Source organism: Acetobacterium tundrae (assembly GCF_008086615.1).
GTDB classification, from domain to species: Bacteria; Bacillota; Clostridia; order Eubacteriales; family Eubacteriaceae; genus Acetobacterium; species Acetobacterium tundrae.
In genome coordinates, this window is record NZ_RXYB01000001.1 from 28,370 (window position 1) to 51,476 (window position 23,107).

Annotated in this window: 21 protein-coding genes and 1 tRNA gene; 18 read left to right on the top strand and 4 right to left on the bottom strand. The window is 38.0% G+C overall.

Annotated features, from left to right (window positions below; all coding sequences use genetic code 11):
- Positions 1-13: 13 nt before the first annotated feature.
- On the bottom strand, positions 14-844 hold the full coding sequence (locus FZC40_RS00130) for a flagellar motor protein (RefSeq protein WP_186843627.1): 831 nt from the start codon (positions 842-844) through the stop codon (positions 14-16).
- 689 nt (positions 845-1,533) lie between these two features.
- On the opposite strand from FZC40_RS00130, the gene FZC40_RS00135 reads away from it, so the two are divergent.
- The 3 genes from FZC40_RS00135 to FZC40_RS00145 are packed head-to-tail and all read left to right on the top strand — an operon-like array spanning position 1,534 to position 4,658.
- A complete protein-coding gene (locus tag FZC40_RS00135; RefSeq protein WP_279233297.1) occupies positions 1,534-1,791 on the top strand; it encodes a (2Fe-2S) ferredoxin domain-containing protein in 258 nt (85 codons plus the stop codon).
- Positions 1,792-3,495 (top strand): [Fe-Fe] hydrogenase large subunit C-terminal domain-containing protein, encoded by a 1,704-nt coding sequence (locus FZC40_RS00140; protein WP_148601926.1) that lies wholly within the window; start codon positions 1,792-1,794, stop codon positions 3,493-3,495. It abuts the gene before it with no gap.
- Complete coding sequence (locus FZC40_RS00145) at positions 3,495-4,658, top strand: SpoIIE family protein phosphatase (protein WP_148601927.1); 1,164 nt, start codon at positions 3,495-3,497, stop codon at positions 4,656-4,658. Before FZC40_RS00140 ends, FZC40_RS00145 begins: the two co-directional genes overlap by 1 nt.
- 133 nt (positions 4,659-4,791) lie before the next feature.
- Here the strand turns inward: FZC40_RS00145 and FZC40_RS00150 are convergent, their stop codons facing one another.
- On the bottom strand, positions 4,792-6,135 hold the full coding sequence (locus tag FZC40_RS00150) for an APC family permease (RefSeq protein WP_148601928.1): 1,344 nt from the start codon (positions 6,133-6,135) through the stop codon (positions 4,792-4,794).
- A gap of 28 nt (positions 6,136-6,163) precedes the next feature.
- Entirely contained in the window at positions 6,164-6,793 is a 630-nt protein-coding gene (gene upp, locus FZC40_RS00155; protein WP_148601929.1) for a uracil phosphoribosyltransferase, read from the bottom strand.
- A gap of 167 nt (positions 6,794-6,960) precedes the next feature.
- Here upp and FZC40_RS00160 point away from each other — a divergent pair, with 167 nt between their 5' ends.
- Positions 6,961-7,215, top strand: coding sequence for a glutaredoxin domain-containing protein (locus tag FZC40_RS00160; protein ID WP_148601930.1), 255 nt, complete (start codon positions 6,961-6,963; stop codon positions 7,213-7,215).
- Between the two features lie 14 nt (positions 7,216-7,229).
- Positions 7,230-7,454, top strand: a complete 225-nt coding sequence (locus FZC40_RS00165) for a YdbC family protein (RefSeq protein ID WP_148567772.1) — start codon at positions 7,230-7,232, stop codon at positions 7,452-7,454.
- A gap of 52 nt (positions 7,455-7,506) precedes the next feature.
- Here the strand turns inward: FZC40_RS00165 and mog are convergent, their stop codons facing one another.
- Entirely contained in the window at positions 7,507-8,010 is a 504-nt protein-coding gene (gene mog / locus FZC40_RS00170; protein ID WP_148601931.1) for a molybdopterin adenylyltransferase, read from the bottom strand.
- 238 nt (positions 8,011-8,248) lie between these two features.
- Here mog and moaA point away from each other — a divergent pair, with 238 nt between their 5' ends.
- The 13 genes from moaA to FZC40_RS00230 all read left to right on the top strand — a co-directional run bounded on the left by moaA (position 8,249) and on the right by FZC40_RS00230 (position 23,003).
- Positions 8,249-9,208 carry a GTP 3',8-cyclase MoaA gene (gene moaA / locus FZC40_RS00175; RefSeq protein ID WP_148601932.1) on the top strand — a complete coding sequence of 320 codons (960 nt, stop codon included), beginning with the start codon at positions 8,249-8,251 and terminating at the stop codon, positions 9,206-9,208.
- A gap of 2 nt (positions 9,209-9,210) precedes the next feature.
- Entirely contained in the window at positions 9,211-9,714 is a 504-nt protein-coding gene (gene moaC / locus FZC40_RS00180; RefSeq protein WP_148601933.1) for a cyclic pyranopterin monophosphate synthase MoaC, read from the top strand.
- A 191-nt stretch (positions 9,715-9,905) separates the two neighbouring features.
- Positions 9,906-10,082 (top strand): hypothetical protein, encoded by a 177-nt coding sequence (locus FZC40_RS16985; RefSeq protein WP_170253980.1) that lies wholly within the window; start codon positions 9,906-9,908, stop codon positions 10,080-10,082.
- A gap of 28 nt (positions 10,083-10,110) precedes the next feature.
- Positions 10,111-11,361 (top strand): serine hydroxymethyltransferase, encoded by a 1,251-nt coding sequence (locus FZC40_RS00185; protein ID WP_420534728.1) that lies wholly within the window; start codon positions 10,111-10,113, stop codon positions 11,359-11,361.
- A gap of 161 nt (positions 11,362-11,522) precedes the next feature.
- Entirely contained in the window at positions 11,523-11,804 is a 282-nt protein-coding gene (locus FZC40_RS00190) for a DUF1294 domain-containing protein (protein WP_148601935.1), read from the top strand.
- A 134-nt stretch (positions 11,805-11,938) separates the two neighbouring features.
- Positions 11,939-12,023 (top strand) — tRNA-Leu (locus FZC40_RS00195).
- Positions 12,024-12,169: 146 nt separating this feature from the next.
- Positions 12,170-14,236, top strand: coding sequence for an Eco57I restriction-modification methylase domain-containing protein (locus tag FZC40_RS00200; protein WP_148601936.1), 2,067 nt, complete (start codon positions 12,170-12,172; stop codon positions 14,234-14,236).
- A 7-nt stretch (positions 14,237-14,243) separates the two neighbouring features.
- Complete coding sequence (locus FZC40_RS00205) at positions 14,244-15,572, top strand: replication-associated recombination protein A (RefSeq protein WP_148601937.1); 1,329 nt, start codon at positions 14,244-14,246, stop codon at positions 15,570-15,572.
- A gap of 25 nt (positions 15,573-15,597) precedes the next feature.
- Positions 15,598-18,552: an insulinase family protein gene (locus FZC40_RS00210; RefSeq protein ID WP_243135603.1), complete on the top strand. Its 2,955-nt coding sequence runs from the start codon at positions 15,598-15,600 to the stop codon at positions 18,550-18,552.
- Between the two features lie 17 nt (positions 18,553-18,569).
- Entirely contained in the window at positions 18,570-20,015 is a 1,446-nt protein-coding gene (locus tag FZC40_RS00215) for a D-alanyl-D-alanine carboxypeptidase family protein (protein ID WP_148601938.1), read from the top strand.
- Positions 20,016-20,296: 281 nt separating this feature from the next.
- Complete coding sequence (locus tag FZC40_RS00220; RefSeq protein WP_148601939.1) at positions 20,297-21,316, top strand: energy-coupling factor ABC transporter permease; 1,020 nt, start codon at positions 20,297-20,299, stop codon at positions 21,314-21,316.
- 128 nt (positions 21,317-21,444) lie between these two features.
- Entirely contained in the window at positions 21,445-22,242 is a 798-nt protein-coding gene (cbiQ, locus tag FZC40_RS00225) for a cobalt ECF transporter T component CbiQ (protein WP_148601940.1), read from the top strand.
- A gap of 11 nt (positions 22,243-22,253) precedes the next feature.
- Positions 22,254-23,003, top strand: a complete 750-nt coding sequence (locus FZC40_RS00230) for an energy-coupling factor ABC transporter ATP-binding protein (RefSeq protein WP_148601941.1) — start codon at positions 22,254-22,256, stop codon at positions 23,001-23,003.
- Positions 23,004-23,107 lie beyond the last annotated feature (104 nt).

Here is a 23,107-nt window from a genome sequence, read left to right on the forward strand (position 1 = left end):
GCTCAAACTCCTTCTATTTATCTTTTTTCTTTGATTTACCTGAAGATTTTTTCGCGTCTTTAGAGTCTCCGCCGCCGGCTTTTGCTAAATCTTCTTTGGATAGATAGCCCTTAAGTTTGTCTTCAATAAAATTAGGATTTGCGCCTTCTTGGAGAAGAATTAAACCTTCGATGATCATTGAATTACGAACGATTTCTTCTTTGCTTTTCATTTTAAGAGTACTTGCGATGGGAAGCCAAATAAGGTTTGCAGTTGCAATACCATATAGAGTGCAAATAAAGGCGACTGCAATGGATTCGCCTAACCCATCCGGGTTTGAAGACATTTGACCCAATACATTGATCAGACCCATAACCGTTCCGATAATACCCATGGTAGGTGCATAACCGCCGGCGGCTTCAAAAACCGCTGCCCCTGATTTGTGCCGGTGCGACATCATCTCAAGATCTGATTCCAGCGCTTCCCTTGTTTTCACCGGATCGAGACCGTCTAGAATGAATTCTAGTCCGCGTTTGGTAAAAGGGTCAATATCGGTTTGATCAACAATTTCCTTTTCAAGACTTAAAATCCCTTTTGTTCTCGCTGTTTTTGACATGGCCTTAATTTGTTCAATTAAAGACAGTAGATCATTCTTATCATTTTTAATAAGAACTTTAAATAGTTTGGGGACGTGTTTTATGTCGGACAAGGGGAAAGACATAACAGTAGCACCAAGCGTTCCGAGGATTACAATCATAAACCCGGTTGGTGATAATAAGGATACGATGCTGCCACCTTCAATAAGGAATGCGGCGATAATGGATATCCAGGAAAATACAAAAGCAATGATATAACCAATGTTCAAAAACTGATCCTCCTTTAAATTTAACAAAGACAATTCATTATGGTCTGTAAAAGATTAAGACCAGTTAAATTAGTTGTTATTAACATATTAATCTTCGTCAAATTTGTTTTTTTCTTTAGTGGAAAGTAAATAATATTCAGATGAAAAAGGAACAGTCAATTAATTAAATACGATAAAAAAACAGTAATTCCATTGGTTCAAAATCGCTATTAAATATGCGCAAAAGGGACAGTGGAAAAGTAAAATAACTGCTTAAAGCATTCTGAAATTTTATCAATACTATCAGTTCTCATAATAATCAAAAGCATGGACATTTTCAACGAACATTTACTGGCAAAAAAATAAAAAGCACTGAAAGGATTGGTTTTTATTTTGTCAATAAATTAATATTCAATTAGTATGATTTTAGCAAATAATATGCCTAACGTCAAGGAAGAAGAGAATTTAGGAACAAATTAAGGAATAGCTTATATTCATGCTTGTAAGGAGGATAAAAATATTGTTTAAGTAAAAAATTACAGGGTAAATAAAAGTGCATATAAGTAGTCATAGATTGAAAGCGGTTAAATATAATAAGTGATAAATTATCTGAATTTGAAAAAGCAACTAAGTTAATTTATTTATCATAACATTTTTATTGAAACATTGACAGTCAATTTTTCTGATGATAATATGAAGTAATTAGATTTTTGGAAGAGGAACGTGAGATGAAAACAATAAGAGTTTGTGTTGGCAGTGCTTGTCATGTAAATGGATCTTATAAGGTGGTGCAGGCATTCAATCGACTGATTGACGAGCAGGGCCTAAAAGAAGAAATTGAATTGGTTGGTTCCTTTTGTATGGGACATTGTGCTGAAGGTGTTTCGGTTGAATATAATGATGTTATTTATGCTGTTTCAATGAAGAATGTTGAAAAAATTTTTAATCAGATAATAGGAGAGAATTAATTGGGTATTATTAATTTTTCTAAAGAAAAATGTCGAAATTGTTATAAGTGTATTCGAAATTGTCCCATCAAGGCCATAAAACTGAAAGACAAACATGCGCAGATCATAGAAACGATGTGTATCGGATGTGGAAACTGTATTAAAATTTGTCCCCATAATGCAAAGGAAATTCAAAGCGATGTTTCAGTTGTCAAACAATGGTTAAAAAATGAAAAAGTGGTATTGAGTTTAGAAGGCGTTTTTCCGTCAACTTATTATATGGATCATCCCAGACAATATATTGGAGCGCTTAGAGAACTCGGGTTTAGCATTATCGAAGAAACATCGATTGGGGGAGATGCCGTCGCTAATTCCTATATAAAAGATTATTATAGTAATAATCAGTTTGTCATTGCGTCTTCATGTGCTGCTATCAAAAATCTGATCGAAATATATTATCCTCAATTTGTTTCCTCTTTGAGTAAACAAGTTTCACCCATGATTGCCCACGGAAAAATTTTAAAAGAAAAATATCCTGATGCAAAGATCGTATATGCGGGAGCCTGCCTTGCAAAAAAAATGGAGGTTCTTGAAGAAGAAGTAAGTGGAATCATTGATGCCGTGCTGACGTTTGATGAAATTGATGTTTGGATGAAGGAAAAAAATATCGATGCCACTAAATCAGATGTGGAAGCATTCGATGCCATCGGAACAAACATTGGAAGATTATATTCTCAAATTGGAGGACTTTCAAAAAGTTGTGTTGAAGATTTAGACGGCAGTCGAAAGATTTTACAAATCGATGGAGTAGCAGACTGTATTCTATTTATGGATGAAATACAAAATTTGGACAAAAAATATTGGATCGAAATGAATGCCTGTGAGGAAGGATGTATTAATGGCCCGGGGAATATCCATAGCCGGTTATCCAAATATGAAAAGGTGGAAATGCTGCAAACTTATATTGACATGAACAAAAACAAATTATCAGTGGAAAAGATTCCTGAAATCGATACGAAAAGAAGTTTTCATAAGCGTCCGGTTCATCATCTTGGGAAAGTGCCGGAAGAGGAACTTGAGAAAATTCTGAGACAAATGTCAAAATTCAATAAGCGGGATGAATTGAATTGTGGAACTTGCGGATATGACACCTGTCGAGACAAGGCTAGGGCGGTATATTGGAATATGGCAGAAATCGAAATGTGTTTGCCGCTGATATCGAGTCAAAACGAAGCCATTTCGAATATCATTGTCACAACAACCCCAAATGCAATTGCGATTCTTGACAAAACTTATCGTATTATTGAATTTAATGGTGCAGCGGAGAAACTGTTTAAAGTTAAAAAGGAAGATGTTTTCCATTATAATTTTATGGAAGTTCTGGATTATGATCCATTTAGAAAACTGAATTATGAAAAAAACTGCCTCTATACAGGAAAAGGGATTTATGAACGTGAAAACCTGGTCTTTATGGAAATACTGACCTATATACCGAAAGAAGAATTGTATATGGGAATTTTTATTGACATTACCAAACAGGAGCAACGGGAACAGGATTTTCTAAAAATGCAGGAAGAAACCCTTAGTATGGCACAGCGAGTCATCGACAAACAGATGCGGGTTGCTCACGAGATTGCCGGATTACTGGGGGAAACAACGGCTGAAACCAAGGTAACCTTGACAAAACTGCAAAAAATTGTGGGAAATCGGGAGGATGAATTTTAATGTCTTTATTTATGGATATTGCCCATGACAGCGTCAATAAAGTTCATGAAGAACTTTGCGGAGACAATGTCGAAATTCGGATTAATGATGAAAGTATCATCGTGGTATTGGCGGATGGTTTAGGGAGCGGGGTTAAAGCCAATATATTGGCAACAATGACTTCGACCATTACCGCAACGATGCTGGAAGAAAAAATGGGAATTATGGATGTCCTTGAGACATTGGAAGAGACCTTGCCAAAATGCAAGGTTCGTAATCTTGCTTATTCTACTTTTACTATTGTACAGGTTTTTCGCAATCGGACAGCCTATATTCTTGAGTTTGACAATCCGCCACTGATATTCATTCGTGATGGAGAAATTATTGAATTGGATAGAAAACCCATACAATTTCAAGAAAAATCCGTTTTTGAAACGACGATAAAAATTGAAAAAGACGATATTTTGGCTTTCTTTAGTGATGGTGTCATTCATGCCGGAATAGGGAATCTTTTAAACTTTGGATGGCAATGGGAGGAAGCGTCAGATTATATATTGGCACGAACTTATGAAAACAAAAACGCAAAGGAAATTTCCATGGCGCTGATTGATACCTGTTACAACCTTTACGGAGAGGAACCGGGAGATGATACCACAGCAGTTGTTATTAGAGCTGAAGAGAGAAGTTATCTGACAATATTCTCAGGGCCTCCTCTTGACAAGTCAAAGGATGCTGAAGTCAAGCGATTGCTGGATAAGGCTCGGGGGAAAAAAATTATCTGCGGAGGAACGGCTGGAAATATTGTGTCGCGGGAATATGGGGAAGAAATTGAAATTGATCTTTCCACCATTTCTGACAGAGTTCCACCGGTTGGGTATATGAAAGGTGTGGATTTGGTAACGGAAGGAGTTTTGACGATTAGAGAAACGGTTCACTTACTTAAAGAATATCTGAATAACCGATGTGGCCATGAAATATTCGAAGCAAAAAACGGGGCTTCTATGCTGGCAAATTATCTAATTAACAAATGTACGACGATTGATATCATCATGGGAAATTCGATTAACCCGGATCATCAAAATCCGGATTTTCCCGAAGAATTGACTACAAAATGGCGGATTACCCAAGAGTTGATTGATTTACTTCGCTGCTTTAACAAAGAGGTCAACATCGTATATGTGTAAATCAGTCAGGTTATAAATAGAAAGAGGCCATCCCTAATAAAGGGATGGCCATCTTTCTATTGTATATGCTTTGAGGAGAAAAGCTATATTAACTATATACCCTAATATTTATAATCTAACATAAAATAAAAATTTATTTTATTTGTATTTTCTTTTTTAAAACGCCAAAGCGGTAGTAAGCGTAGCCGGATCCAAAGGCAATCAGGCAAATGCTAAGATATAATCCGAATAGTGGGTTTTGAAGACCGCCAGAGAAAATAATCAAGGAACCAATAGATGCGAAAATCGGACAGATAAGTCCTCTAAATAAGCTTTTTATTTCTTTCTTTTTCCATAAAATAAAAACTTTATAATATAAGCCCAGATACAATAGATAGCTGGTAACAATGGCGATTTCAGAAATATCAGAATTTGGGAACAATGCGAATTTTTGAGTGAAATAGTGAACGACCAACCAAAAGGCAATGAGGACGAGGGAAAAGAGTGCTGAATTCACTGGAAAATCGACTTTGGGAGAAATGCGTGCAAGGATAGTTGCTTTTGGAATCATGTTATCCAAACCCAAAGCATACGGCAGGCGGATCATACCCATGATCAATCCGTTTAAGGTGCCCAAAACAGAAATAAAAACAAACAACATGACGATCTTTGCTCCGCTGGGACCAAAAATCATATTCGCGGCAAAATCCAGATGAGCATCACCCATTTTCATAATGGTGGTGGGTCCGACTAAATTGGAAATGCCAACAAAGTAAATGAGATAGAGGACCAGAATGATGAGTGGACTAATTGAAAGAGCTAAAGGAAGGTTGCGCTTGCTGTTCTTTATTTCATAGGCTACTGTTGTGGAGATAATCCATCCGTCAAAAGAAAAGGCAATTGGAGCGATGGCGCCGAGCCAGCCTGTGGATGATACTTGGGAAAGGGCATCATTAGCAAAGGTGGTGTTTGTTCCGCCAAATATTAGACCGACAATCCCAATGACAATGAGGGGGAGAAGTTTAATAATCATGGCAATACTTTGAAACCCTCCGCCGATTTTAGCTGAAAGGATGTTTATGATATAAAAAACAAAAAAACAGCAAATTCCCAACAGAATTTGAATTTCCAGAGTTTGGTTCACATTAAACAGAATACAAAAATAGATGCCGGATACCCAGATTAAAATGGCTGTGATAGTTGGCAGATAAATAAAAGTCTGGAACCAACCATAGGCACAGCCCATACTCGGGCTGATAAATTCTTTAGCATAGGTAAGGATCCCTCCGGGAAGATCTGTTCTCGCTGCCAGTTCGGCAATGGTCAAACACCCAAATACGATACTGATCGCAGCGACAACAAAGATGAGAATTCCCAAAAAAACATTTCCATTGGTGGCAATAAGAATATTATCACTTTTAAAAAAGATACCTGATCCAACGACGATCCCAACGATAAGAGCTATTGCAGTGAATAAGTTATATCCTGATCGTTTCATGGTAGCCTCCAATTTAATAAATTGAGTGTTATTTTGTTCCGAAAAGCCGATCTCCGGCATCACCTAAACCAGGAACAATATAGGAATGTTCATTGAGGTGATCATCGATGGCAGCGCAGAAAATCGGTATCTCCGGATAAGCGGTTGTTACGGCTTTAATTCCCTCGGGACAGGCAAGAATATGAACAACTTTGATATTCTTACAATTGGCTTCTTTTAAAAGTCGAATGGTGTGGATGACAGAGACACCGGTAGCAAGCATGGGATCGACGATAATCGCTTCTCTCTCCGCAATATCAGACGGGAGTTTCTTATAGTACTCAACCGCCTGTAGGGTTTCAGGGTCTCGATAAAGCCCGATATGGCCAATTTTTGCTTTGGGAATAATATTAGTGAATCCTTCGACCATCCCCAGTCCCGCCCGCAAAATGGGAACAATAACGACATCCTTTTCAGCTAGAACTTTTTGTGTTGTTTGGCATATGGGGGTTTCAATGTCAATATCTTTCAATGGAAAGTTTTTAGTCACTTCCCAAGCCATGAGGCTGGATAGTTCTTTGACTAATTCCCTGAATTCTCGGGAAGAGGTTTCTATCTTTCGAAGGTGGGTTAATTTGTGTGTGATGAGTGGATGATCCACGACAGTTACATTTTGCATCATTATCTCCTTTTATTTGTTGTTAGAATAATAATACGATAAATAACTCAATAATTCTACAAAATTTTAAGAATTATTTGTTGACAGTTAGAAAATAAGCGTTAAAATGAATGAATGTAGAGAAAAACGAACTAAGAACAAACTATGAGAGTTGGAAAGGATGACCGATGAAAAAGGAAATTAAGTTATACACTTGGGCACACTGTCCGTATTGCAATGGGGCAAAAAAACTTCTGGATGATAAGGGGCTAAAATATACCGATACTGATATTTATAATGATGACAAAACCCGGCGACAATTACAGGAACAAACGAATCATTATACGGTACCTTTTATCTTTATTGGCGAGACTTTTATCGGAGGTTTTTCAGAACTTAAAGAAATTGATTTTAGTGGAAAACTAGATGAATTATTACAGTAAAAAGTGAGGACGAGATGGCAGCAGCAATTACTTTTAAAGTTGTAGAAGAAATAGGTGTTTTAAGCGAATTGCCGAATGGGTGGCAAAAAGAATTAAACTTGGTTAGTTGGAACGAACGTGATCCAAAATACGATCTGAGAGATTGGAATGCGGATCATGAGAAAATGCGAAAAGGGATCACATTGACAGCGGATGAGCTGGTACAATTACGTGATATTCTTAATGGGCTAGAGCTTTAAAAATAAAAAAAAACGTACCTCGGTTTAGTGAGATGCGTTTTTTTTATACAGATTATTTGATCGGTTCACCGCAATCAGCGGAACCGGAACTCAACAGCATTTCCAAGCCATGGTCAAGTGCAGGTAAAATGGCTTCGAGGTTTTCTTTAACAGCTTTCGGGCTGCCAGGAAGATTGATAATGAGTGTTCTTTTCCGGATCCCAGCGGTTGCTCTGCTTAACATCGCCTTTGGTGTTATTTGTAGGCTATAATATCGCATTGCTTCTGGAATGCCTGGGGCCATTCGATCACATACGGCTGCTGTAGCTTCCGGTGTCCAGTCTCGTTGGGAAAATCCCGTACCGCCGGTGGTTAGAATTAAATCCAGATTATCCGCATCAACCCAGGCAATCAGAGATTCTTTGATGGTGTCGACATCATCAGGGAGTATCGTCGTTTTTACGACATCATAATTCCCCACTGATTCCAGCATCGTTTGAATTAAAGGGCCGCTTTTATCTTCTCGTTGACCTTGGGAGCCTTTATCGCTTAAGGTCATTATTCCTGTTCGATACATTATTTTCTCCTTAAATATTAAATGTGAAAAATTCACACTTTAAAAGATTTTCTCCTACAGTATAACAATTTTTAATGAATAATTAAAGAGCGTAATTCAGGTTGTTTTTTTAAAGAAAAATCGTTAGAATAGAAACAACAGAAAAATATGTTGAAAAACTAAGAATCAGGGTTATGTTATTGAAAAGCTAAGAGACAGAAAAACCCTTAGAAGACACAGGGGAGAAAGCAGGAAACTGATGAAGGATCATTACGGTAGAAAAATTAATTACATGCGTCTCTCCATAACAGATTTGTGTAATTTGCGATGTGTGTACTGTATGCCGGAAGAGGGGGTTGAGAAACACGCTCATACTAAGAACCTATCTTTTGAAGAAATGCTCGACCTAATAAAAGCTGGCGTTGCGTTAGGCATTGACAAGGTTCGGTTGACTGGCGGGGAACCATTGGTTCGGCATGGTATTGTGGACCTGGTCCGAGAGATTGGCATGATTCCAGAAATAAAAGATTTAACGATGACAACGAATGGTATTTTATTGCCAAAATATGCAAAAGAATTAAAAAAAGCGGGATTAACACGAGTGAATATCAGTTTAGATACCTTTGATCCGGATAAATATCATCAAATAACGCGCTGGGGGCATATTGAAGATGTACTGGCAGGAATTGAAGCGGCAAAGGAAGTGGGAATGCATCCCATAAAAATCAACACCGTTCTTATTAAGGGCTTTAATGATGATGAAATCGGTTCCTTTGTTAACTTTACAAAAGATCATGAAGTGGATATTCGCTTCATTGAGCTGATGCCGTTGGGAGAATCAATCGGTTTTGCTGAAAATAAATACCTGTCAAATGATGAGGTTTTAAGACAAGTGCCAGAACTGCAGTCAGTTATTGAACTGGACAAATCAGGGCCAGCCATATATTATCGGCTGCCTGGGGCAAAAGGAAAAGTCGGTCTGATTAATCCAATTAGCAAACATTTCTGTAAAGAATGCAATCGCATTCGGGTTACCTCCGACGGCAAAATTAAACCCTGTCTTCATTCGGACTTCGAAATTGATATCGTAGCCCTTCGAAAAGAAGGCAAGAGCTATGAAGAGATAGTGAAACAGGCCGTTGGCGAAAAACCGGAACAACATCATATTGATGAAAATGAAAAACAATTATTGAGAAATATGAATGAAATTGGAGGTTGAATATGGAAAAAGAGAATTTAGAGTTTACCCATTTTAATGAAGCTGGAAGAGGCCGAATGGTGGATGTTACAGAAAAACACACAACCGAACGGGTTGCCATAGCCAAGGGCTCAATTGCTATGAAAAAAGAGACTCTGCAAAAAATAATTGATGGACAAATGAAAAAGGGGGATGTCCTGGGAGTCGCGCAAATTGCTGGAATTATGGGCGTTAAGCACACCGCTGATCTCATCCCCATGTGTCATAATATTTTTATTTCAGGAAGCGATATTGCTTTTGAAATTGATCAGGATCGTTCAAAAATTTTGATTGAGGCGACTGTTAAAAATACCGGACAGACCGGTGTGGAAATGGAAGCGCTAATGGCGGTATCCATAGCAGCCCTTACAATTTATGATATGTGTAAAGCAGTTGATCGGGAAATGACGATTGAAAAAATATATTTAGCAAAAAAATCAGGCGGAAAATCAGGCGTATTTATTAATCCGAAGGAGAGTCAAAAATAAACACACTAAAGTAATTACCGTTAATATATTAGTGAGTAAGTTGAATGAACAGTAATTTGCTCAAATCACACGAATAAATAAGAAAATATCCTATAATGTATTGCAATGTCAAAATAAAGTGTTACAATAGTAAATGTTATTGCCGTACAAGTGTCGCCTGTAGGAGGACAGTTTGCCTGTTGGAGGACAATATGAATGAATTTGTTAATAGTATGGCTGGTGTGGCATGGAATATTATCCCGATACTGCTTATCTTTTTTTTAATGTCAGGCATAATGTTTGTATTTTATTTTAAGAAAAAGACTGAAGAATTATCGAGCTATATGAAAAGTATTGCCGCATCCTTAGAGAGGCTATCAAATCGGTAAATGACAATAGAAAGAGTTTTTATGGAGGATAAGTATGTTTTTTGAAGAAGTGAAGGTTGCAGATCCAGAGATTTACGAACTCATGGAAAAGGAATTACATCGGCAACAAAGTCATTTAGAGTTAATAGCCTCTGAAAACTTTGTGTCAGAAGCGGTTATGAGTACCATGGGAAGTCATTTAACCAATAAATATGCAGAAGGTACCCCGGGACATCGATTTTATGGAGGATGTGTTCATGTGGATAAGATTGAACAGGTTGCCATTGATCGAGCAAAAGCTCTTTTTGGTGCCGAACATGCCAATGTGCAACCGCATTCCGGTGCTCAAGCAAATACAGCTGTTTATATGGCTATTTTGGAACCAGGTGATACGGTTTTAGGTATGCGTCTGGATCAGGGTGGGCATTTAACTCACGGAAGTCCAGCTAATCTTTCTGGAAAATATTATCATTTCGTTTCTTACGGTGTTGATCAGGATACGGAAATGATCAATTACGATGAAATAGAAAAACTTATAAAGGAACACCATCCTAAATTAGTGGTTGTTGGCGCAAGTTCATATCCAAGAGCTATTGATTTTGAGCGCATATCCAAAATGACGAAAGCGGCAGGTTGCTATTTAATGGTGGATATGGCACATATTGCAGGACTTGTTGCAGCAGGACAGCATCAAAGCCCGGTGCCTTACGCAGATTTTGTAACTACGACGACGCATAAAACATTGAGAGGCCCAAGAGGCGGCATTATTTTATGCAAAAAGGAGTATGCTAAACTCATCGACAAAGGGGTTTTTCCCGGAACACAGGGTGGTCCTTTAGAGCATATGATCGCAGCAAAAGCGGTTGCATTTAAAGAAGCGGCAACTCCAGAGTTTAGGGCTTATCAGGAACAGGTTGTCAAAAATGCCAAAGTCCTGGCAGCGGCTCTCGAAAAGCGTGGATTTAGAATTATATCTGGGGGGACAGATAACCATCTGATGCTGCTGGATGTCAGCAAAGTGGGATTAACCGGAAAAGAAGCTGATGAAACATTGAGTAAAGTTAATATTACAGCCAATAAAAACGCCATTCCTTATGATAAAGAAAGTCCTTTTGTAACCAGTGGAATTCGAGTGGGAACACCTGCAATAACTACCAGAGGTTTAAATGAGAATGATATGGAAATAGTTGCTGATGCGATTGAAGCGGCTTTAATTAAGAAGGATTTAGATTTAGCTCGTGAAAAAGTTGCTTATCTAACTGAAAAATATCCTCTCTATCCAGGATTAATGGAAAGATAAAGAGAAAGCTATAGTCTGTTTTTAAGGCTGATTATTTATTATTGGATATAATTGTCTCACAATAGATAAAATAATTGGCCTTAAAGAAGTTGGCGATGATCTTTTTTTAACTGCTATGGATCACAGATTAAAACGCAAAATAAATTTAGAAAGATAATATCATGAAAATTTTTATTCTTTACTTAACTTTATATCTTATAGCAATCAATCTCGTCACCTTTATTTTGTTCTGGAAAGACAAAAGACGGTCAAAACGTGATGCCTGGCGAATACCAGAAAAAACCTTGCTGATTTTCAGTGTAGTGGGGGGAAGCGTTGGCGGAATAATAGGTATGAAGGTTTTTCATCATAAGACAAAGCACTTGCAATTTTCGCTGGGATTACCGGTAATACTGCTTTTTCAGGTGGGGATTGCCGCCGTTGCTTTTTTTAAGTTTGGCTGAGTTTTTGTTAGGCGGCATTAGAATAACTGTTGAATTGTGATTAAGTTGATTATTATGCGAGAAAAAACAAGGAAGAACTTGACAATTTATAAAAAAAAAGGTAATCTATAACGGTACTTGAAAATGAATGTCATGCGAGAGTGTTGGAACTGGCAGACAAGCACGTTTCAGAGGCGTGTGCCGAAAGGCGTACGGGTTCGATTCCCGTTTCTCGCACCAATAAGGAATTAAAAGCTGTGAAAATTTTAAATTTTCACAGCTTTTTTTTGTCAAACTATAAACCCTCAAATCTTTATTCTTTTTATCATAAAAATGTTATAATAAAACCAAAAGCCAAACAAACATTCTAATCGAAAGAGGTAATTATGAATCTCCAATGCATTGCAGATAAAATGTCTATTTTTTTCAATCAATACAATTATCTTACCCACACGAGAGGTAATACACTTTTTTTATTGAAGTGTATTTTTTTAAAGTATCTTGTTAACAATCATCATATTGATTTTATTCAATATGAAAAAGAATTAAAAAAGAATTTCACTTTCGATTATTTTATCGATTTATGGCAGGGGAAAGCCATTGAAAAGATATTCTGGGAAGAGGAAGATCAGGATTTAGAACCCCTTGGAAACATGATCTGGGAGTGGATCTGTGATTTTGTGACGACGGCTCCTTCATTTGAAGGAGAAAATCCCAGAATTATTGGCGACCTCTATGAAGAGAGTATGATGTTAAACCATAAAAAAAACCATGGTGTTTTTTATACACCAGAAAATTTAGCGGATTATATGGCATCAAAAGCACTGGAAAAGTACGAAGTGGATGAAAAATATAAAACCATCCGCATATTTGATCCGGCATGTGGGAGTGGATCCCTTTTAAATGCCGTATACGAGCGAATATTTGAAATGTATGGAGAGAACATGTGCGGCGAAGAAAAAGAAATACTTCATCGATTACTGCTGGAAAAAATTCTGGTTGGGGTTGACCGGGATTCCGTCGCTTGTCTGGTAACTCGACTTATTCTTGTTTTAAAGGGAAATACTTATGTCAGACCATTGGGGATTCAATGTGGTGATATTCTCACCGAAGAGCTGATTATTGAGAAATCAGTGGATATCATTATTGGGAATCCCCCCTATGTGGGTCACAAAGAAATAGACAGTGCCTATATGAAAAAGCTGAAGAATCGATATCCTTTAGTCTATCAGGATAAGGGAGATCTGTCCTATTGCTTTATCAATCGGGGCTGGGAATTATTGAAACAGGATGGACTATTAATTCACATCACTTCCCGCTATTTTTTAGAAGCCTATTATGGGAAACCCCTTCGCAGTTTTATCAAAAGTGCTTTTGAAATTGAAGAAATTGTTGATTTCAATGGTATCCGTATTATTCCGGGAGTGGGGATCGACCCGGCGATTATCAGGCTGAGAAAAAATAAAAAGACAGAAAAAAACGGCGAGATCAGGATAAAACGCTTTTTTATAAAAAATCATAAACCTGACTCCTATTCCCATTTAATCAATTCATTGGATGGGGGAAATAAGTTAGAAGAGAAACCTTTTGAATCTTATTTTGTTTCCCAGAATTCTTTGAGTGATGATCTCTGGCGGCTATATTCTCCGATTACAAAAGCGATCATCGAAAAAATTGAAAAAAAGACACCGTTTACTTTGGATAATATCGTTCATAGTTTTCAGGGGATTATCACCGGAAATGACAAAGCATTCATTTTTGATAATAATGATGAAAACCTGAAAAATTTTGAAGAAAGTCATCTGAAACCGTGGATAAAAAATAAAGATGTCAGAACTTTTACCATTGCCGAGCCGCAGAAAAAAATTCTTTACACCAACGAGATTGATGCCATAGAATCCGATTCTGTGGTTCTGAAGCATTTACGAAAATATCGGGAAAAACTGGAAAAACGCAGGGAATGCCAGAACGGAAAGCTGCCTTGGTATTTTCTTCAATGGGGCCGGAATCCCAGCCATTTCGAAAGAAAAAAAATTATCTATCCTTATAAGGCGACAAAAAACCGCTTTGCCATTGATGATAAAAAAAGTTATTTCAGTGCGGATGTGTATGGATTGATTCTGAAGCCCCGGCTTTATCATAAGGTCACAGAAGAACTTTTAGTGGTGCTGTTAAATAGTCACCTTTATAACTATTATTTTAAATCCTTTGCTAAAAAATTGGGGGACAAGCTTTATGAATACTACCCCAATACCTTATTAAAACTCAGAATACCGGATCTGGATGAAGAAAGCACTAGGCTATTCAATGGATTCTATGATAAAATCATAAAGATTAGCTTGCTTGAGAATGAAATGAATCGTTTGGAAATTCTCAATACGGTTGATCAATGGTTGTATCAATATTTTGAACTAACAGAAACTGAAATTGAAGAAATAGAGAAGGAAGGGTGAGGGAAACATGCAGGAAAGTTTTTTTGGAATCAATTATCAGGAAAAAATGGCTGATAATGCGCCATTAGCGGTTCGAATGCGCCCTCGAACTCTTGAAGAATTTGTTGGACAAAAACATATTATTGCAAAGGGCAAGCTGCTGTATCGACTCATTGAAGCGGATAAACTGTCGTCAGTCATCTTTTACGGCCCCCCGGGAACCGGAAAGACTTCCCTAGCAAAAATTGTTGCAAACCGCACGAATTCATCCTTTTATGAATTGAATGCGGTAACCTCCGGGAAAAAGGAAATTACCGATGTTTTAGAAAAAGCAAAAAACAATCTGGGCGTTTACAATAAAAAATCCATTTTGTTTATCGATGAAATTCATCGTTTTAACAAGGCTCAGCAGGACGCTTTGTTACCCAGTGTGGAAAGAGGCTTGGTGACGCTGATTGGGGCAACAACTGAAAACCCCTATTTTGAGATTAACTCGCCACTGCTTTCCCGGTCAACCATATTTGAATTTAAAAAACTCACCCCAGAAGATATTCGGAGCGTTATTTCTAGAGCAATTACCGACAAAGATAACGGCTATGGCGTTATGAAAGTAAAATGTGACGAAGCGGCCATCAGCTATTTGTCGGAAGTGTCCAATGGAGATGTGCGCAGGGCTTTAAATGCCTTGGAACTTGGCATTCTTACCGTTGATAAAGATGAAGATGGTGTGATTCATATTGATCTGGAAACAGCCCAGGAATGCATTCAGCAAAAAGCCGTTCAATATGATAAAGACGGAGACAACCATTATGATACGATTTCCGCATTTATCAAAAGCATTCGGGGTTCTGATCCCGATGCAGCGTTGTATTGGATGGCCAAAATGATAACGGCGGGGGAAGATCCTAAATTTATTGCCCGCCGGATTGTTATTTCGGCTTCAGAAGATATCGGCAATGCAGAACCCATGGCGCTGCCGGTGGCAATGGCGGCAGCAGATGCCGTTTCATTTATCGGCATGCCGGAAGCACGAATCAATCTGGCGCAGGCAGTTGTTTTTCTGGCCTGTGCCCCTAAGAGCAATGCTTCGTATGTGGCAATCGATGCGGCACTTTCAGCCGTTCAGCATGCATCCAACAGCAATGTCCCGGCTCACTTACAGGACACACATTATTCTGGAAGTGAAAAACTGGGGAGAGGACTGACCTACAAGTACCCTCACAGTTATCCAGGGCACTATGTGCTTCAGCAATATCTTCCCGATGATTTGGTGGGCACTCATTTTTATGAACCGACCGAAATGGGTCACGAACGAAAAATGAAAGAATATCTTAAGAAAAATGGAATAATAGAATAAAAATAGATAAAAAAAGGAGAGGCATTTGAAAGAAGAATTAATGAAACAACAAGAAAAAATGTTTAAATTAGAAGAGAATGTTCATGGGTTTATTCTGAAAAAAGAAGAATTTGTGGAAGAAATTGATGGGTTTGCACGGATGTTTATCCATGAAAAAACCGGTGCCCAATGTTTATATGTTTCAGCAGAAGACGACAATAAAGTCTTTTCCATTAGTTTTAGAACACCATCAACAGATAGTACTGGAGTGCCGCATATTATTGAACATTCAACTTTATGTGGATCCAGAAAATATCCGGTTAAAGAACCTTTTGTAGAACTGGCCAAGGGCTCGCTCAACACGTTTTTAAATGCCATGACTTATCCGGATAAAACAATGTATCCGATTGCCAGCACAAACGCCAAAGATTTTATGAACCTCATGGATGTCTATATGGATGCGGTATTCTATCCCAATATTTATGAAAATCCTTATACCTTTTATCAGGAAGGCTGGCACTATCATATTGAAAACAGTGAGGACCCCATTATTTATAACGGCGTTGTTTATAATGAAATGAAAGGGGCTTTTTCAAATCCAGAAGAGGTTCTTCAGAATAAAGTTTTTGAATCCCTTTATCCCCAGTCCTGTTATCGATTTGAATCCGGTGGGGATCCAGAAGTTATTCCGGAACTGTCTTATGAAGCCTTTCTGGCATTTCATAAAAAATATTACCATCCATCCAACAGCTACATCTACCTGTATGGAGATGGCGATGTCAGAGATCATTTAAAATATCTCAATGATGAATATTTATCTGATTTTGAAAAACAAACGGTGGATAGTGATATAAAAGAACAAGCACCATTTAAAAAGCAGCAAAATCTTGTGGCTTCTTATGGTGTTTCAAAAGAAGAACCCCTGGAAAACAGGGCTTATCTGGCATTCAATGTGGTTCTGGGAAATACACTGCCTTATGAAGAAGCATTGGCCTTCGATATCCTATCGCATATTTTATTAAGCAATAATTCATCACCATTAAAGGAAGCCCTATTGGCGCTTCAAATTGCTGAAGACGTGAGTTATCAATACAGTAATTCATTAAAACAGCCTTGCTTTTCAATTACCCTTAAAAATACAGAAGCAAAAGATGGAGAACTTTTTGTAAAAACGATTGAAGATGTTTTAAAAAAACTTGTCAAAGATGGTCTGGATCCCCTGAGTGTGGAAGCGGGGATAAATATTTATGAATTTTCCCATATTGAGGGAGAATACGGTTCGTATCCAAAAGGTTTGATCTATGGCATCGATATTATGGATAACTGGCTCTATGGAAATGATCCAACGGATTATTTAAAATATAAGGCAGCTTTTAAAAAGTTTAAATCCAGCTGGAAAGACGGTTACTTTGAGAAATTGATCCAACATTTACTGATCGACAACACCTTTAAATCATTGGTGACCATTGTTCCAGATAATAACCTTCAAGAACAGGCAGATAGAAAACTGGAAGAAAAGCTTGCCGCCTACAAGGCGGGATTATCTCAGGAAGAACTGCTGAATCTGGTTAACGAAACCCAAATATTGATGAAAAGACAAAACGAAGAAGATAGTCCTGAGAATTTAGAAAAGATTCCGAAACTTTCTTTAGAGGATATAAACAAAGAAGGACGAAAGTACCCCTTGGAGATTGAAGAGACTCTGGATACCACATTACTTTTTCATCCCGGATTTACAGGCGATATTTCATATTTAAAACTCTATTTTGATTATAGTGATATTCCCCAGGAAGACTTAAAATATCTGTCGCTTATGTGTAAAATGTTAGGTGGATTGAGTACCAAGAATATGGATTATCATCGATTGAGTCAAGAAATTGAAATCAATACAGGCGGACTTTCCTTCGGTATTGAGTCTTACGATGATGTTCATCATTTAGGCGATTTTCGATCCAATTGTTATATCAAAGGAAAAGCTATTACTGAAAAAATACCAACCTTGATCAATCTGATGACAGACGTGTTGACGCAAACTCAGTATAATGAAAAAAACCTGATCTATGATATGATTAGAGAGATTAAAACCCAAAAGGAAACGCAGTTTTTAACCGCCGGACATGTGGTAGGCGTTCAGCGGCTGCAGTCTTATTATTCACAATCGGCGCGCCTTTTTGAAGAGTTCGGTGGGATTGAATTCTATCGTTTTATTGCTGATCTGGAAGCTAATTTTGATGAAAAATTCGCTGCACTGGCAGAAAAGATGACGCGAATTTCAAAGCGGATATTTACCACTCAAAAACCGATTATCAGTATCACCGGGACAAAAGAAATAAAAGAGAAAACCCTGAGTGCGTTAGAAACGTATCTATCACAGCTTCAACAGCGAGAAGATAAAATAAATCCCTTTAATTTCGAAATAAGGATTGGTAATGAGGGCTTTTTAACGGCGGCAAAAATTCAGTATGTCTCTCAGGGATATAATATTCGGGAGTTGGGTTTTGAGTATTCAGGAGCGCAACTTGTTTTAAAAGGTATTTTATCAATGGATTATTTATGGAACAAAGTGAGAGTTCAAGGGGGTGCCTATGGTGCGTTCTTTAGCATTGGCCGAGGCGGTGATTTGTATTTTGGCTCCTATCGGGATCCAAAGTTAAAAAAGACTTTGGATGCTTATGCGGGCACGATTGACTATATTAAAAATCTTGATCTTTCAAAGCGAGAATTGGAAAAATATATTATTGGTACCATCAGCAGTAAAGATGTACCGTTGAGTGCTTCGGTAAAGGGTGAAATTTCGGATAATTTCTATTTTAGCGGAGTAACGGTTGAAGATCTGCAAAAAGAACGAAAAGAAATTTTAGAAACGTCTGTTGAACAATTAAGAAGCTTTTGCGATATGATTTCAAGCGTCCTTAAGAAAAATGTCTTGTGTGTCCTGGGGAGCGAAGAAGCAATTAAAGAAAACAAGGAATTGTTTAAGGAAACGCGCTATATTAAATAGAAGATTTGGGAGGGGATATGAGACGAAAAATAGGACTGTTAGTAATTCTTAGTCTTGTCTTTTTTACACCCAACATTTTTGCAGCTGGTCTTCCGACCTTTGGTACAAATGAAGGGGTAATAATTTTAGAAAAGAATAGTGGAGATATTCTTTATCAACAAAAACAGGATCAAAAATTTTATCCGGCAAGTACCACTAAACTCATGACCGCTTTAGTGGCGGTTGAAAACGGAAATCTTGATGACACCATTACGGTGGGCGATGAAATAGAAAATATTGATGCAGACAGCAGTGTGGCGGGTCTGGAAGTTGGAGAAACCATTACCTTAAGGGAACTTCTCTATGGTTTGCTTTTACCATCAGGTAATGATGCGGCAGAAACCATTGCTGTTAACATTGGCCGGAAAATAGCCGGGGATACAACGCTTGATTCGTCAAAAGCATATGACCGGTTTATTAAGGCCATGAATGACAAAGCAAAAGAACTGGGAATGACAGGGACTAATTATGTGAATCCTCATGGTTTGCAGGATGCCAATCATTATACAACTCCGGCCGATATGCTGAAGTTGGCTGAAGTAGCATTTAGCGATGATCCAGTAAGAATGGTAACCCGGGCCAAGGTCCATGAGATCCAAACAAATATGGTCAAACATAAATGGAACAATACAAACCTTTTGCTGTACAGCAGTTTTGATGAGTTATCAGACGATTATCGTGTGTCGAATGATCTTTCAGCAGGAACTAATCCACTTTTCAATGGTTACGCCACAAGCGGCAAAACCGGTTCTACAGATGAAGCAGGAAAATGTTTTGTTTTTGAAGGTGAAGGGAACGGAGAAAATATCATCGGCGTTATACTGGATGGTGATGAAACAACCGTTTTCAAAGAAGCCAGTGCGACGATCAATGCCTTAATCAAAGAATACGATTTTATTGATTGGACCAGTGATGATAATTATTATGGTGAGGTTAAGATAGAAAACTATCATGTGTTTGATGGGAATACATTAAAGTTAAAGACAAATGAACCTCTAATCAGCCTCGTTCCGGAAGCAAGCATGGATGGTTACACTTCTAAAATAAAATGGGATGGAAACCGCTTGATTGGAGATAAAACCATTGCCAGTCTTAAAGGCGATGTGAACGAAGGGGATGAAATTGGTGAAGTCGATGTTTATAATGGAGATAAACTCGTAGAGTCCACACCCATTTATGCGGCTAATACCATGCAGACTCGAAAATGGGTAGACTATCTCATCATGTACTGGTATATCACAATTGTGGTGTTAATAATCATTGCCGCAATTCTGAGAATAATGTATGTCGATTTTATGCGTAAAAATAAAACTAAGTATAAAAAAATCAAAATTAAAAACGGCAACAGTAATGAAGGCAGATCAGGAAATAGTAATAGTAATGAGAAGAGAAACAGAAATGAAAATACCAGAAATAGACGATGACCTGAAAAAAACCTTTGCAGCCTAAAATAATTTTACTCTTGACAGCAGTGACAAAGATTGTTTATAATTAAACAAAGATCTTCAGAAGATCTTAAATATGAGAAATTTAATAAAATTAACGATGCCATGAAGGTATTTTCTTTGCAGAAGCAAGGTTTATTACTTCATGGTATTTTTTTGTACGAAGACAGGCAGCTAAATGGATACGTCACTCACTGACAGTTGCCAAGGAAACTCATGAAGCGCATTTCTTGTAGTTTGAAAATAAGGAGGACTATATTATGCACATGGCAGACGCGCTGGTTTCACCAGCAGTAGGAGGAATCATGCTTGCGGCAAGTGCTGGAGCAATCGCTTATTCAGCTTATAAATGCAAGGACGATTTAGATGAAAAGAAAATACCCCTGATGGGTGTTATGGGAGCGGTGATCTTTGCCGGTCAAATGATTAACTTTACAATTCCCGGTACCGGTTCCAGTGGACACATTGGCGGCGGTATTCTATTGGCGGCGCTGCTGGGACCGTTCCCGGCTTTTTTAACAATAACGGCAGTATTACTGATTCAGGCCTTGTTTTTTGCTGACGGAGGTTTGCTGGCATTAGGCTGTAATTTATGGAATATGGGATTTTATTCATGTTTGGTGATCTATCCTCTTATTTTTAGGCCGATTGTCAAGAAAGGATTGACGCCCACTCGTATTACGACCGCATCAATTATTTCAGTCGTGATTGCTTTATCACTTGGTGCCTTTTCAGTTGTGGTTGAAACCCTTTCATCTGGGATCACAGAACTACCTTTCGTTACGTTCCTGGGATTAATGATACCAATCCATTTGGCTATTGGTCTTGTGGAAGGGATTGTTACCGGAGGAATACTAGTTTTCGTTTATAAAATGCGACCGGAATTACTGGAAACGTCAGTGGCAAACAAGAAGTTGGCCAAGACGGTATCGATTAAGAAAGTTGTGGGAATTTTACTGGTGTTTGCCGTAGTTATCGGTGGCGGAGTTTCCGTCTTTGCTTCTACAAATCCAGATGGTTTGGAATGGGCAATGAAAAATGTAACCGGTACAACTGAATTGGCAGCTGATGGCAGCGTTTATGAAACGGCGGCGGACATTCAGAAAGCAACCGCCTTTTTACCGGGGTATAGCTTCAAATCCACGAGTGAAAAGAGTTCAGCTGCTGGTACCAGTCTCTCTGGGATTATCGGCGGAGGGATTACCTTGCTATTGGCAGGTGGAACCGGATTGTTGATTTATGCCATTAAGAATAAAAAGAAAAATCAGCCGGATGCTTAAAAAAGCAAAAATTTATTTATCTTTTATAGTTACTTGTGATAAACTAATAAAAGATTCTGCTGGTAACCTCTGCTGAAAAGCAGAGGTTATTCTTTAGTTAGACTATAAATTACGGGAAGGAATTACTTATGGCAAATATTTCGGATTCCATGAATACCATCAACTCGCTAGAAGAAATGGCCGAAGGAAAAACGATTATTCATCAGTTGCATCCAATGGTTAAATTGGTGATCACGCTTTTATATATTGTTCTTGTTGTGTCGTTTGACCCTTATAATATTACAGGATTGGTGGTTTTAGCATTTTATCCGGTTATTTTAATGGCCTTGGCTGAAATTCCCTATAAGCCATTGCTGACTCGAATGCTGGTTGCCTTGCCTTTTTCTTTTTTTGCAGGGATTTCAAACATCATATTTAATCAGAATTTGGCATTAATGATTGGCGGAATCCCGATTACATACGGTGTGATCTCCTTCTTTTCCATTACAATCAAAACGGTCTTCACCGTGATGGCGGTTCTTATTTTAATAGCAACAACTTCCTTGCCTCAGATTTCCTATCAGTTATTATCCATCAAGGTTCCCAAACTGATTGTTGAACAGATTATGCTGACCTATCGATATATATCAGTACTGCTTGAGCAGGTTTCAAATATGTACACCGCTTATATGCTAAGGTCGCCGGGAGGCAAAGGTATAAAAATGAAAGATATGGGTATTTTTGTAGGTCAATTACTGTTGAAAAGTTTTGATCGTGCCGAAAACATTTATTACGCCATGAAGTGCCGGGGTTATGATGGACATTACTTATATGCAAAACCAGATCCGATTAAGTCGGCGGATTGGATATTTTTGCTGGGAACCGCTTTTTTATTGATAATGATGCGATTTTTTGATTTAAGCCAGATTATTGGCAGCTTTTTATAGAGAGGTAAACTGTGTTAGAAATAGAAAAATTAAGCTATGCTTATCCCGATGGACATATTGCCATTCGAGAAATTGATTTAAAAATAAATGATGGCGAAAGCGTTGCTCTGGTGGGAGCCAACGGAGCCGGAAAATCCAGCCTTTTTAAGCTGATTATTGGAATATCCCAAATAAAGGAAGGTTCCATAAAAATAGGGGATTTACCGGTAGAAAAGAAAACCCTGAAAGATGTTCGAAAAAAGGTTGGGATGGTATTTCAGAATCCCGATGATCAACTGTTTATGACTAAAGTTTATGATGACATTGCTTTCGGTCCCAGAAATGAGCTTTTATCTGATGAAGAAGTGGAAGAACGGGTCAACAATGCTTTGGAAATGCTGGGCGTAACCCATCTTCGGGATCGAATGCCTCATCGTCTTTCGGGAGGTGAAAAACGGGTTATTGCCATTGCCTCGGTGTTATCCATGAATCCTCAGATTATATTATTTGATGAACCTACCTCGTTTTTAGATCCCAGCGCAAGACGCAACGTCATCAATACGCTGGAAAAATTGGAAATGACAAAAATTATCGCAACCCATGATTTGGATATGGCTCTTGATATCTGTGATCGTGTCATTATTTTACATCATGGCAGTGTTTTTGCAGATGGCAAAACAGATGATATTCTTCTTAATGAGGAACTATTGTTGGGATGTCATTTAGAATTGCCGTTTTGTATGCAAAAACGGAAGGATAAGAAACAAAAGGCTGACAAATAATTTGCAAATATAATTCAAATTTTTCGACAATCCTAAGCTTGATTGAATCAGGCTTTTTTGTTGTGGGTACAAATACCTACAATTTGAGAAGTTATCTTAAGATT